This window comes from Roseovarius sp. PS-C2 (assembly GCF_018862045.1).
Classification (GTDB): domain Bacteria; phylum Pseudomonadota; class Alphaproteobacteria; order Rhodobacterales; family Rhodobacteraceae; genus Roseovarius.
This window is the reverse complement of the sequence record NZ_JAHKSQ010000008.1, coordinates 1-13,046: the sequence shown is the minus strand read 5'-3', so window position 1 is coordinate 13,046 and position 13,046 is coordinate 1. Positions and strand designations below refer to the sequence as shown.

The 13,046-nt window shown below is 63.0% G+C and carries 12 protein-coding genes; 8 read left to right on the top strand and 4 right to left on the bottom strand.

Annotated elements, in window-relative coordinates; genetic code table 11:
- Complete coding sequence (locus KPG71_RS15145) at nt 1–1,011, top strand: hypothetical protein (RefSeq protein WP_216338846.1); 1,011 nt, start codon at nt 1–3, stop codon at nt 1,009–1,011.
- Between the two features lie 27 nt (nt 1,012–1,038).
- On the opposite strand, the gene KPG71_RS15140 is transcribed toward KPG71_RS15145, so the two are convergent.
- The 4 genes from KPG71_RS15140 to KPG71_RS15130 all read right to left on the bottom strand — a co-directional run bounded on the left by KPG71_RS15140 (nt 1,039) and on the right by KPG71_RS15130 (nt 4,712).
- Entirely contained in the window at nt 1,039–2,040 is a 1,002-nt protein-coding gene (locus tag KPG71_RS15140) for a hypothetical protein (protein ID WP_216338845.1), read from the bottom strand.
- 36 nt (nt 2,041–2,076) lie between these two features.
- On the bottom strand, nt 2,077–3,060 hold the full coding sequence (locus tag KPG71_RS15135; protein WP_253196297.1) for a glycosyltransferase family 2 protein: 984 nt from the start codon (nt 3,058–3,060) through the stop codon (nt 2,077–2,079).
- A 78-nt stretch (nt 3,061–3,138) separates the two neighbouring features.
- On the bottom strand, nt 3,139–3,270 hold the full coding sequence (locus KPG71_RS19785; protein WP_301182906.1) for a hypothetical protein: 132 nt from the start codon (nt 3,268–3,270) through the stop codon (nt 3,139–3,141).
- A gap of 38 nt (nt 3,271–3,308) precedes the next feature.
- Nucleotides 3,309–4,712 carry a calcium-binding protein gene (locus KPG71_RS15130; protein WP_216338843.1) on the bottom strand — a complete coding sequence of 468 codons (1,404 nt, stop codon included), beginning with the start codon at nt 4,710–4,712 and terminating at the stop codon, nt 3,309–3,311.
- A 171-nt stretch (nt 4,713–4,883) separates the two neighbouring features.
- On the opposite strand from KPG71_RS15130, the gene KPG71_RS15125 reads away from it, so the two are divergent.
- The 7 genes from KPG71_RS15125 to KPG71_RS15095 all read left to right on the top strand — a co-directional run bounded on the left by KPG71_RS15125 (nt 4,884) and on the right by KPG71_RS15095 (nt 12,916).
- Nucleotides 4,884–6,398 (top strand): calcium-binding protein, encoded by a 1,515-nt coding sequence (locus KPG71_RS15125; protein ID WP_216338842.1) that lies wholly within the window; start codon nt 4,884–4,886, stop codon nt 6,396–6,398.
- Between the two features lie 118 nt (nt 6,399–6,516).
- Nucleotides 6,517–7,860: a DUF2793 domain-containing protein gene (locus KPG71_RS15120; RefSeq protein WP_216338841.1), complete on the top strand. Its 1,344-nt coding sequence runs from the start codon at nt 6,517–6,519 to the stop codon at nt 7,858–7,860.
- 11 nt (nt 7,861–7,871) lie between these two features.
- Nucleotides 7,872–8,186: a hypothetical protein gene (locus KPG71_RS15115; protein ID WP_216338840.1), complete on the top strand. Its 315-nt coding sequence runs from the start codon at nt 7,872–7,874 to the stop codon at nt 8,184–8,186.
- Complete coding sequence (locus KPG71_RS15110) at nt 8,183–8,563, top strand: hypothetical protein (protein ID WP_216338839.1); 381 nt, start codon at nt 8,183–8,185, stop codon at nt 8,561–8,563. The genes KPG71_RS15115 and KPG71_RS15110 overlap by 4 nt, the downstream gene beginning before the upstream one ends.
- Before the next feature lie 165 nt (nt 8,564–8,728).
- Nucleotides 8,729–9,442: a sulfotransferase family protein gene (locus tag KPG71_RS15105; protein WP_216338838.1), complete on the top strand. Its 714-nt coding sequence runs from the start codon at nt 8,729–8,731 to the stop codon at nt 9,440–9,442.
- 61 nt (nt 9,443–9,503) lie between these two features.
- Complete coding sequence (locus tag KPG71_RS15100; RefSeq protein ID WP_216338837.1) at nt 9,504–10,391, top strand: HAD family hydrolase; 888 nt, start codon at nt 9,504–9,506, stop codon at nt 10,389–10,391.
- Nucleotides 10,392–10,435: 44 nt separating this feature from the next.
- Nucleotides 10,436–12,916: a glycosyltransferase gene (locus KPG71_RS15095; RefSeq protein ID WP_216338836.1), complete on the top strand. Its 2,481-nt coding sequence runs from the start codon at nt 10,436–10,438 to the stop codon at nt 12,914–12,916.
- Nucleotides 12,917–13,046: the final 130 nt, after the last annotated feature.

Here is a 13,046-nt window from a genome sequence, read left to right as displayed (position 1 = left end):
ATGGCCCGGATCGTTCTTCATATCGGAACGCACAAGACCGCGACGACCACGATTCAGAACGTGTTTCACCGCAACGCGACGCTGTTGGCGCAACACGGGATCGTCTATCCCCGGCTGGGCACGGCGGCGGGGCATCACGGGCTGGCGGCGGACGGGTACAAGGACCTGCCCGCGCATTTGCGCTATCCCGGCGGCAGCCTGAAGATGTGGCACGAGATCGCCCGACGCCATGCCGACAGCGACGCCACGGTGTTCCTGTCCAGCGAAACGCTGTCGATCGGGCATCCGAACGGTGCGCCGGATTACCGCGCCATTCGCGCGGCGCTGGCCCCGTTCGAGGAAATCCGCGTGCTGTGCCTGCTGCGCGAACAGTGGCGGTTCATGCAATCGGTGTATCTGGAGATCGCCAGAAAGGCGGTTCCTCCGGCCCCCAAACAGATGGTCGCCAGGGCGCTGGAGGGTCAGTATTGCGCAGGCATGTGGGTGGATTACCTGAAGTTTCACGACCGGCTTCTGGAGCATTTCGCGCCCGAGGAAATCCGGTTCGAGGATTACGCCGGCGCGCGGAAATCGGATGGCGGGATTCTGGGCAGGCTGCTGCATCTGATGGAGTGCGACCTGAGCGCCGGTGATCTGGACATGGGCGGCAAGGCCCATGCGAACACATCGCCCCCGTCGCTGCCGGCATGGGCCGCCGTCATGGTCAGTCAGCCCGATCCCGCCCCCGGATGGCTGATCGAAGAGGCCAGCGCCGCTTTCGAGGCGGAATTCGGCCCCGAAAGCCAGCCCTGCCTGTTTCGCCGGGATGAGCTCGATGCGCTGAATGCCCGTTTCGGGCCGATCAACACCGCCCTGCAAGAGCGGCTGGCGCAGGTGCAGCCCGGTTTCACCCTGAGCCGCAGCACGCCCGAGGAGATCGAGCGGCTGATCTTTCGCAACCGGATCGGCGGGCCGTTCTGGCTGCGGCTGAGCCGCAGGCTGGCGCGCAGGGCGGGATCGGCCGAAAGCTGAGCGGGGCCTGGGCGGGGCGATGCAGGGTCATTTCCGCGTCCACAGGGCGATGACCAGATCGGCGATCCGGTCGATCTCTTGCGGGCTGACGTTCAGCGCCGTTTTCGGCGGATAGTCGCGGGGTTCGAACAGCGCAGGGCGGTCGGGAAAGAACCTGCTGCGGACCCATTCGTTCGAGGGCGCCAGCACCTTGCGATAGGCCGCGACCAGATCGGGATCGGGGGTATATTTCGGCCCGGTGGCGAAATGCCGTTCAAACATGCGATGGATTTGCCGACGACGCGGATTGGGGCGGCCATCCGGCAGGAACCGCGGCAGTTTCCGGTTGACCTGCGTCAGCAAGGCCTTGCCCAGAAGATCGAGCGACGGGTTTTCAGGATCGGGACAGGCGAACCCGGTGGCGTCGAGGTCCGCCGCCTGGGCGAAATCGGCCACGATATCGCCCTGAAGCAATTCGCGGCGGTCGAAAATCCGCACGTCCAGCGCATCGACGCCGAAGACACCGGCCCATTTTTCCAGAAGCATCCGGTAATCGGTCTCGCCGCCGGGTTCGGGGGGGCGGGGGCCGGGGCGCAGGCCGCCGACCTTGAGCGCGGTGTCGTACATCGACACTTCGTAGTCGATGGGATCGCGCAGGTAGACCAGAATGCGCGGCGCCTGAAACGGGCCGGACAGGAGGGCCTTCAGGTCTTCGATTTCACCGGCGTCCAGAAAACTCAGGTGTTCGGCGGTGATGATAGATCTGTCATACCGGGCCCGCGCGGCGACGATATCGTTCAGGAATTCCGTTTTCCAGTTGTCGCGCGCGGCCTGCCTTTGGCCGGGCCCTTTGATGCCCTGCGTCGCCATGAAGTTTTTCGAGGCCGCGTCCTTTTGCACGATGGCGGGCAGTTTGCGATGATTGCGCTCACCCAGGATTGCGGGGACATATACGCCCTGGGCGCGTATCCTGTCGGCATTGGCCTGCAGGCAGCCCTGAATGGAGGTGCTGCCGGTCTTGCCGGTTCCGATGTGCAGAAGGAGTTTCATGGTATCCTGACCGTCCTTGTCGCCTGAACCAGCCTGTCACAGCTTGCGCAGGGCGGCCGCCAGATAGAGCGACAGCGTACCCTGTTTGCCTTGCCGATAAAGGCCGTTTCGCCGGATCGTGGCCAGGCGGGTCCAGAGGCCGCCGTTCCGCCCGGTGGCGAAATCCTCGAGCGTCTGGCGGTTCTCGGGGCGCAGTCGATGGGCCGATGCGCTGAGGGTATCGATATTCATCGTGTTCCAGCGGCGCAGGCGCCCGGCCAGCATGAAGCGCAGCCGTTTCCTTTTGGCCTGAAAGCCACGATTGGCGCCGATCAGGTTGCCCTCGTGTTGCCGGTACATCAGAAGCGGGGCGTGATCGAACAGCACCGCGCCGCCCGCGCCGGTGACGATCTGATAGAGCCACCAGTCATGCACCACGGGTTTGCGCGCCTCGAGACTGGCGGCCTGAGCGAGTTCTATCGCGGGCCGGTTCAGCATGATCGTGTTTCCGCTGGCGATGTTCTGAACCAGGGCGTTGCGAAATCCCGCCGGCCGGCGCAAGGGGCGCGATATCCGCATGTCGCGCAGTTCGGCGTTACATTCCCAAGTGCGCCCGCAATAGAGCAGGCAATCCTCGGGGCGGGCTGCCCCCGTCAGCGCATCTACTCCGCGCTGCAGCTTGTCGCGCAGCCAGACATCGTCCTGATCGGACAAGGTGGCATAATCGATTCCTTCCGGGATGGCGCGGATCAGGCTGAGAAAGTTCTGCGCGGCCCCTTTGCGAGGCCCATTTAGCAAGGTCACGTTCAGCGCGGGATTCGCATCTGCGAAGGCGCGGACGATATCGCGGGTGTCATCCGTCGAGCCATCGTCGCTGACCAGAATCAGGGCGGGCTGCAATGTCTGGGCGACGAAGCTGTCCAGTTGCGCCTGAAGCCGGGCCGCCCCGTTCCAGGTTGCGAGCAGGACGGCAACCGCCGGTGTCCTGCCGGATATCTGACATTCTGTCGTGATGGCACCGGCCTCCGACGACTGGGGCAATATGGGCGGCAGGGGCCCATACCGGCAGACCGACAGTTCTTTTCCAGGAGTCCGGCAAATCATGGCACGGCAGCTCCGTTACACCGGCAAATCGAACAGCTTGCCGCCAAAGAAGCCTGTCGCGCCGAAACGATAACCGAACCCGATGTCAAAACTCATGTGCACCTGCGCTATTGCGGCTTTCGATTTCAAAGGCGGTAGAACACGCATGGCGCGAAATCAACCGGCAAAACACGCGCATGGCGAAATCAGGCCAGCAAATCGAACACTTCGTCGCCGATGCGCAGGTTTATGCTGCTCTGCGCCTCACCGTCGACCAGCGCCCAGAGGATCTGACCGGTGGGCTTGTGGATCACGAAGGCTTCGTCCACCGCATCGTCGCCCGCGCCGCTTGAGGCGTAGTTTACCTGAAACCGATGAGCGCCCGTGGTGTCACCGCCATATTGCAGCACGTCGCCCTCGGCGGCATCGTAATCCTGAATCCAGTCGCTGCCGTGACCGGCGATTCCGGTGTGATAGAACGTATCGCCATCCGCGCCGCCGTTCAGACGGTCACTGCCGAACCCGCCATTGATGAAATCGAACCCGTCGCCGCCAAAGATCAGGTCGGCGGTGACCGAGCCGTTCAACCGGTCGTCGCCCTCGTTCCCGATCAGCGTGTCGTTACCATAGAAACCCGAGATCGTGTCATCGCCGGTGCCGCCATGCACCTCGTCATTTCCGTATCCCGCGTCGATGTGATCATGACCCGCACCGCCATAGATCACGTCACCACGGTCCAGATCGGTCGCGCCGCCGAAGATCAGGTCATCGCCGTCGCCGCCCGACAGGGTATCGCGCCCGTCGCGCCCCTCGAGCGTGTCATTGCCACCTTCACCGCGCAGGATGTCAGTGCCGTCGGTGCCGATCAGGTGTTCGGGCAGGTCCGACGGATCGGATGGGTCAGGAGGATCGGGCGGAACGGGAGGGTCAGGCGGTGTATCCGCAGGCAGGGACGCCGTGCCACCGCGCATTTCGTAAAGCCACAGCCCAGCGACCCCGGTATTCCCGGCGATCCCCGGCAGCTGCAAAAGATCGCTGTTCTGTTCATGCGTGAAAAGCCAGCCGGGGGTGGATGCCCCCCCTGCCGCCAGCCCGATGCGCGCCCCGGCATCGTTTTCGGCGGTGCCCGTCGCCCAATTCAGCGCCTGATACCGGAACACGATATCGAAATCGCCGCTGCCGCGATCGACAAGCTGAACCTGAAAGGTATTGGTGAGGTCGCCATTGCGGCGATACACCCCGACATCGTGCCATGTGACGGTCAGCGTTCCGGTTTGCGTTGACAGGTCGACCCAGATCGCACCGCTTTCCGCGCCCTCGCCATCGAGGCGGGTGTCCACATCGCCCCAGAACGGCGCGATCACGTCCCAAGACAGGCTTTCGTTCTCAGGCGTCGGATAGAGGGGCAGCGCCGCGCCAAAGGACAGCGTGCCGTTGGTGTTGACGAACAGGCTGTCCGCCGCATGGAGCGTGCCGAAGAAATCGAAGCCCGCGCCGAATATGAGGCTGGCATCCAGTTGCAGCGACCCGTCGTCATTGCGTGGCACCATGAGTTCGCCATAGCCTTCGGGGCCGCCGAGCCCGGATACGACCGTTCCGTTTTGCGCCATTGTCAGCACCTCCCACCCGGAAAAATCGGCGTTCGGAATTGAGATTGGGTGAACGTCCGGCGGTGAAGTCACTCAGGTTTGAGGCAAATCCGAAATGCCCGGATTTTAGGAAACCTCCACGATCCTGCCGCATCCGTGGCCCGTTTGATCCGTGTTGGCCGACCACGTTCGATGGCACGACAACGGCCCGTGGGGGGCGACATGGACAAGATGACATTCCGCGCGCTTCTGGGCGGCGGGGACATGATGCTGTTTGACCGGCTGTGGACCGGCCCGGACGGGCAGGCCGTCATATGGGCAGGCAGCAGCGCCACCGGGGGGCTGCGCCGGATGGTCATGGACGACAACCTGACGCTGACGGTGCAAAGCGAAAGCTGGCTTACCGATCATGTGTATCGCTTCAGTCAGCTTGCCACCGCCGACACCGTAAGCGGCGAGGTTCTGATTCTGCCCGAAGCGATGAGCGGGCGGCTTGTGTCGCTGCGCGCGGATCAGTCGAGGGCGCTGTCGCCACCGGTAGAGATACGGGACAATGCGGGCGATCCGGTGGCCCTGTCGGTTTTTGCCGTCCTGCCTGCGGATCGGTCTCCCGGCCTGCTGATCGGTGCGCCTGCCTTGGGGCAGGGCCTGTCCCTCTATCGTCTGGAGGACGGGGCCGAACGGGCCACGCTGCTGGACCGGGCCGAGGAAACGGCCAAGACGACGCTGCAAGGGGTGTCCGATATCGTGGCCCTGTCGGTCGGCGGCACTCAGTTCATAGCGGTCAGTTCTGCCGCCGAGGACGGGCTGAGCAGCTATGCCATCGGGGATGGCGACACGCTGAACCTGTGCGACACGCTGGGGCCGAAGGACGGGCTTTGGATCGACGGGCTGAACGATATCGCGGCCCTGACCGCCGGAGAGACGCAATATATCGTCGGGGTTTCGGGGCAAAGCGGGACGCTGACATCGGTGCGGATCAACCCGGTGGGGGCCCTGTTTCTTGAGGATATCGAATATGACGACCGCAACACGCGCTTTGCCGGGGCGGTCGCGCTGGACGTGTTCAGCATCGCGGGCCGGGGATTCGTGGTGACGGGCGGCACGGACGGGGGGCTGAGCCTGTTCGAGGTGCTGCCTGACGGGCAGCTTTGGCATCATCAGAGCGTGGAGCAATCCGCGAACTGGGATATCGGCAATATCCTCGATATCAGTGTGGCGGTCACGGGTGACACCCAGCATATCGTTCTGGCGGGCAGCCATGCGGGAGCGATTGCGCAACTGGTGTTGCCGCTGTCGGACCTGGGCATGTCGATGCGTGGCGGCCCCGGTGACGATACAATGACGGGCACCCCTTTGGACGACATGCTGATCGGCGGGGACGGGAACGATGCCCTGTTCGGATCGGGCGGGGAGGATACCCTGATGGCCGGGACGGGCGAGGACAGCCTGACCGGCGGGGGCGGTGCGGATGTGTTCGTGTTCCGCGCCGACGGGCAGCCCGATACGATCACCGATTTCCAGCCGGGCATCGACCGGATCGACCTGGGCGATTGGGGGATGCTGTACGACCTGTCCGTGCTGACGCTGACCCGGCAGGATTGGGGCGCCACCATCGCGTGGCGCGACGAGCTGCTGCACATCCACAGCGCCGATGGCGACCCGATCGAAACCGACAGTTGGGGCGCGGAGGACATCCTGTTCTGAGGCCGCTGGCCAGCGGGTGAGTCTTGACGAAGCGTTAAGCGATGGAACGCCCTGCTCGGGAAACGTGAGGGATTGGCGGTGAATGTCGCGGGGGACAGCAAATCGCCAGGAGCACGGAATGTCAGAAATCTCGGCACGGCTGGGATTGCCTTACATAGCGCAATCGCAAGCCCAGAAACACGTCACGCATAACGAAGCGCTGGAGCGCCTGGACGCGCTGGTTCAGTTGCGGGTCGAGGCCTTCGATGCCACCGATCCGCCAGCCGATCCCGCGCCGGGCGCGATATTCGCGCTTGGCGATGCCCCGCTGGGACACTGGGCGGGACAGGGCGGGCAGCTTGCGGTTTTCGGTAATGCCGGATGGGTCTTCCTGCAGCCGCAAGACGGGTGGCTGGCCGTTCCCACGACACAGGGTGCGCCGCGTGTCTGGCGCGCGGGGGGCTGGCAGGCCTGGACGCAGAACCTGGACCGTATCGGCATCAACGCGACAGCGGACGACACCAACCGCCTGACCGTTTCCGCCCCCGCGACGCTGCTGACCGGCGAAGACGCGGGGCATCAGCTGAAGGTCAACAAGGCCGAAACGGCGGATACTGCCAGCGTGATGTTCCAGACGGGCTGGACCGGTCATGCGGAAATGGGCCTGACCGGAGACAACGATTTCTCGATCAAGATCAGCCCGGATGGCGCGGCCTGGACCAGTGCCTTGCGGTTCGACGGGCAGAGCGGGCGGGCCTCGGGCGCGGCGGTTCAGGCCGACGCCACGGATACGACCGAAGGCCGCCTGATGCGCGTCGGGGCGTTCGGATTGGGCGGGTCGATGATCTCGTTCAGCGGCGACATCGACGATCCGGCGCAGCTTCCGACCGGGTTCTATCGGGTGCGCGACGATGCGGCGGGCGACAAGCCGACGAACGCCTTCAACCTGATCTCGGTCCGGCATGGTGAACCGCCCCACGGCGATTCCTTCCAGTTGGGCGTGGTTGACGGGAGCAACAGGATGTTCACGCGCGGCTGGAGCGGATCGGCATGGAGCGGCTGGGCGGAATACTATTCCACGGCCACCCTTGTGGGGGCCGTCGCCCAATCCGGTGGCATCCCGACCGGGTCGGTCATCGAACGGGGCAGCAACGCCAATGGTGACTATGTGCGTTTCGCGGACGGGACACAGATTTGTACGCACGCCGTTCCGGTCAGCTATGCCAATGCAAGCAACATGAGTGGATTCTGGGTCTTTCCCGCGGCGTTTTCGCAGATCCCTGGCTACAGCGCCTCAATCGACCGCACGTCCTTTGTTCAGGGCGTGTCGAGCGCCGGCATCGGTGACATCGGCACATTGGATGCGGGGGCCTTGGGCGGCACCAGTGTCATGGTGAGGGTCAACAGCATCAACGGAAATACCGGATTCCTGTCCGGGGATACGGCGGTTGTTCTGGCAACGGCAATCGGTCGCTGGGTTTGAGGAGATAAGACATGCACCTGATTTTCACGCCGATGCGCCATGACGTGCGGCTGACCCTGTCGCGGCAGGGCGACGTTCTGACGATCAACGGCGAAGAGTTCGATTTTACCGCCCTGCCCGAGGGGGCCACCCTGCCCGGCGATGCGATCAGGTCGGACTGGATCGCCGGGGAGGTCAGCCGCAAGGAGGGCCGCCTGCACATCCCGCTGATCCTGCCGCATGGCGCGAACGCCCCCGGCATGACCCGCCATCCCGCACCGATCACCCTGAACGACGACGGGCCGGTAGACCTGCCCGCCTATGACACCGAGGAGCCCCGGCCATGAGCAATATAGATTTCTCGCGGATCATCAGCGCCGAGGATGCGGCGGACCGGCAGCTTGCCGCGCACCGCGATGCCGTCAAGGCAGAGTGCCGCCGACGCATTCTGGCCGCCCTGCCCTTCGAGGTGCAGACCAACATCGCGCAGGCCATCGCGAGCCACGCCACCGCATTGGCCTCGGGCCTCGATCCGGACGGGGCCGAAGCGGCCTCGGGGCTGTCGGCGGAGGATGTCGCCGGTTCGGCGACGACACGGGACTGGATCGCACGGATGCGGGCGGCCTGCGCGGAACTGGCGGCAAACCCGTCCGCGCCCTATCGCGACGACACGGCATGGCCCACCCTGCCCGCCAGCGTCGCCGCCCTTGCCGCGCGGTTCTGATTGCGGCGACTCACTATCAGGGCCGCCGGGTGCTGAAGACAGGCCCGGCGGCTGTGACGTGGCAAACGCTCGCCTTTTCCGTGTATTATCCGTCCGTCTTTCGTTGACCGCCTGTGGTGCGGCTGCTAGCTACATTCTGGTTCAATTTCGAGTGGAGCGGAGACGGTGGAGACGCGGGAATACCTTAAGGCTCTGTTTGCCAATCGCCCGGCAACGGCAAACTACCTTGTCCACTGGACGAGAGGCCGGAATTACATCTATGTCGAAACTCCCAAGGTGGCCTGCACGACGATCAAACACGATCTGCAAATGGATGCGACCGGCGAACCCGTCACGGGGAATGTCCATGACCGGGATGCCTCGCCGTTGCTTCGGGTCACAGACGCGCCCGGCGAGTTCAAGGCGCTGAACGACGATCCCGACACGTTCAAGTTCTGCTTTGTGCGAAACCCGTTTTCGCGCGCGCTGTCATGTTATCTGGACAAGTTCGTCACCAACGAATGGGAGCGCCAGCGGTTGTCCGGCCAGTTGGGGTTCGATCCCGAAACGCCGCCAACCTTCATCGAGTTTCTGGAGGCGATCCGCGCCCAGGACGACATGGAACGCGACATCCATTGGGCCACCCAGACATTCCTGTTGCGGCCCCGGCGATACAAGTATTCCTTTATCGGCCGTTTCGAGCTGTTCGGGCCCCAGTTCGACAGCATAAAGGCCTTTCTCGGCATAAATGTGCCGTCCCGCAATGTCAGCCGTCATGCAACCGGCGCCTCGGGCAAACTCGAAGAATTCATGACAGAAAACGCCATTTCCCTGATCAAGGAAATCTACGAGTTCGACTTCAACAACTTTGGATACGGCTGGTCCCATAAATTGCTTTGAACTTCCAGGCACAACCTGACATAGCAATGCCCGAAAGCTTTTCACGTTAAACGGGGAAACCATGAGGGACACGGATGTAACGAGTTTGCATCGTTTCGATGAGATCGAAACCCTGCTGACCCAGGCAAAAACGTGTCGGCGGGATTTGTTTTCCGACAAGGATTTCACCGCACGGCTGGCGGATCGCCTGGACCGCATGCTGGACGGGGAGCGCATCCTGTCGATGGATGTCTTCGACACGCTGGTGTTGCGGGACAATTCATCCGAGATAACCCGCTTTTACGAGATCGGCGGCAAGATGGCCGATCTGGCCACATCGCATACCGGGCGGGATATCGCGCAGGTCGATGCCTTTGTGGCGCGTCATCTGGGCACCAAGGCCACCTATCGCGCCTCGGGCAAGATAAGGGGTTGCCGCGAGGGATCGCTGTTGGAAATCCACGCCACGGCCAGCCGTATCCTGACCGGTGGCGGCGAGATGTCCTCGCCCTTTGTCGAGGCCGAACTGGAGTATGAAGCGGGGCGAATCGAACCGAACCCGTTCCTTGTGGACTACGCCGCCCGCCACCGGGCCCGCGGTGGCCGGGTGGTCTTGCTGACCGATATGTACATGCATGCCGAACAGGTCACACAGCTGCTGAACCTTCTGGGCATCTCCCCGAAGCAATACGATTTCCTTCTGTCCAGCGCCGATACCAAGGTGTCCAAAGCCTCGGGCGGGATCTTTCGGAACATGCAGGACGAGCTGCAGGCCGCCCCCGGCGCATTCGTTCACATCGGTGACAGTTTCCGCGGGGATGTGGCGCAGCCGATCCGGCAGGGCTGGCAGGCGCTGCACCTGCCGCTGGCGCAGGCCGACATCCTCGAGCGGCGCAGGGATCATGCGAAAACGGCCAGCATGCTGCGCGATATGTTCAATGTCGATATCGACATCGCGATGCCCAAATGACCCAGACCCCGGACCGAAAAGACATGGCGCGAAATTCTGACGAAATGATCCGGCACGTTGGCTATGATTGCCTTGGACCTGTCGTGCATCGCTGGCTGCTGGCGCTGGACCAGCATGTGCATTTCTTCGACAAGGGCAGCACCCGTTTCCTGTATTGCGCGCGGGCGGGCGTGCGGATTAGCCGGCTGTACGACCTGTATCTCGACGGTCTGGGCCGTCAGACGGGCGATCGTCATCACATGTTCTGGATATCGCGTCTGGCGCTGTGCAAGGGCACCTATGCCCATAACCGCCAGTATGCCGCCGAGATCATCGCGCGGGAATACCATCATCAGCCGATGCGCGACCTGATCGCGGGGCTGTTCCGGCACGATCAGACCTTTCTGAATGCGAACGAAGACCTGTTGCAGGACGGTGTGTTCGATGCGCATGGCTTCAATTTTCCCGGCTGGCTGAAAAGCGATCATCCGCTTGTCGAACCCGTCGATGCCTATCTGCGCGGGTGCGCCGACTCGTTCGATGCCTATCTCTCGTCGCTGATCGGCGATGCGACCGATGTGGTGCTGATCGACAGTGGCTGGCAGGGCACGTCGCAAAGCATTCTGCATCGCGCCTTTCCGTCGCTAGACTGGCACGGCCTCTATGTGGGCCGCATCCTGACACCTGCCCATGACGCCAGGATCGCCGACAGGGTGATCGGCCTGCTGTTCCAGTCCGAAAGCTATGAGCCGGACAGGCCCGAAACCGCGATCACGCTGCATCGCCACCTGTTCGAAACCCTGCTGGAGCCGAACGGCCCCTCGATCGAGGAAATCACGGGCGGCCCGAACGACGACGTGGCGCAAGACCAGATCCAGGCCAACCTGAACGAACGGGTCGATCCCGAACGCGACGCCCTGTTCCTGCATGTCGAGGCCTATTTGCGCGATCATGCGGGCCTTGGCCCGGCAGCGATCATCGCGAACCATCAACAGGCGGCCCCCGAACTGGCCCGCATCCTTGCCCGGCCCACCCGCGACGAGGCCCTGGCCGTTCTGTGCAAGGACAGGTCTGCGGATTTCGGCAAGGATCTGGACGTTCCGGTTCTGATCGAGCCCGATGGCGATACGCTTGCCTCGGATCTCAATGTGGATCAGCGCATTCAGCGCGCGCTGTGGCCGCAGGGCCAGATCGCCCTGGAATACACGGGCGCGTTCCGCGAAAGCCTGCAAAACCGGGTGAGCGGGCAGGAAGACAACACATCCCATTTCGATCCGTTGGGAACGGACGCCGCCACGCAGACCGCCGGGATTGACGCAGACCTGCCCAAGGACCCGCTGGTCGCTATCGTCACACGCACCAAGAACCGGCCGATCCTGCTGCGCCGGGCCGCCGACAGCGTGGCGCGGCAAACCTATGATTCCTATGTCTGGGTCGTGGTGAACGATGGCGGCGACGAAGACGTGGTGCGCGAGGTGATCGCGCAAAGTGCGGTGGATCGGCGCAAGATTCATCTGGTTTCGAATGCCCGCAGCCTTGGCATGGAGGCGGCCTCGAATGTCGGCATCCGCAGCGTCGACAGCGATTACATCATCATCCACGACGACGACGACGCCCTGCATCCGCAGTTTCTGGAAAAGACGGTCAGGTTCCTCGAAGGGTCCGGCGGCAAGCGTTACGATGGCGTTGTCACCGGATCGGAATACATCTCCGAGGAAATTCGCGGCGACAAGGTGATCGAACACGCCCGCAGGCCCTATATGAACTGGGTGCGCAACATCCACCTGTCCGAATTGCTGGCCCAGAACCTGTTTGCGCCCATCAGTTTCCTCTACCGGCGCAGCGTCTATGACGACATCGGCGGATATAACGAGGACCTTCCGGTTCTCGGGGACTGGTATTTCAATCTCGAATTCGTGCTGCGCTCGGACATCAAGGTCATGCCGGAACCGCTGGCGTATTATTACCACCGTGATTTCGGCGACAGCTCCCGTCAGGGTATCTACGCCAATTCGGTTGTCGGCGGCCAAAGCAAACACGAGGAATTCGCCTCGGTCTTCCGCAACATGTTCATGCGTCAGTATGGCAACAGCAGCCCTCTCGCCGCGGCGGCGATCTCGGCCTATTTCGCAGCGGATATCCGCAACCGGCTGGATGCGGTCGGCACACGCATCGGCCAGTTGGAACATGCGGTCGGAACCGGCGCTGCACCGCAAGAAACGCAGAACAGGACAGACACCGCCGAAATCGACAGGCTGTGGCTTCTTGTGCATATCCAGCGCGCGGACATGAACCGGAAGGGCCGCAAGAACCAAGATCATGACCCGGCAGACCCCGACGCGCCCATCGACGCGCTGGTTCAGATTCTGGCGTCGGGGGATATCCCCGTCGCCATACAGCCGCAATTCGACGAAGAGGCCTATCTGACCGGGAATCCCGATGTCAAAGCCGCAGTCGCCAGCGGCCGTGTCCCCTCGGGATATGTGCATTACCTGACGAACGGCCGCAAGGAAGGGCGGGAACGTCCCTATCGCAAAACGCCCTAGGGGTGTTGATTTCTGCTGAGAAGTGACCCGGTATTTTCACCGAGAACTGACCCACCCTTGTTTATGTCTCAGCGGTCATGTTGTGGTCAATGCAGGCGTCTCCTTTCTCTTTTTCTTTGCGGCCTCTGAG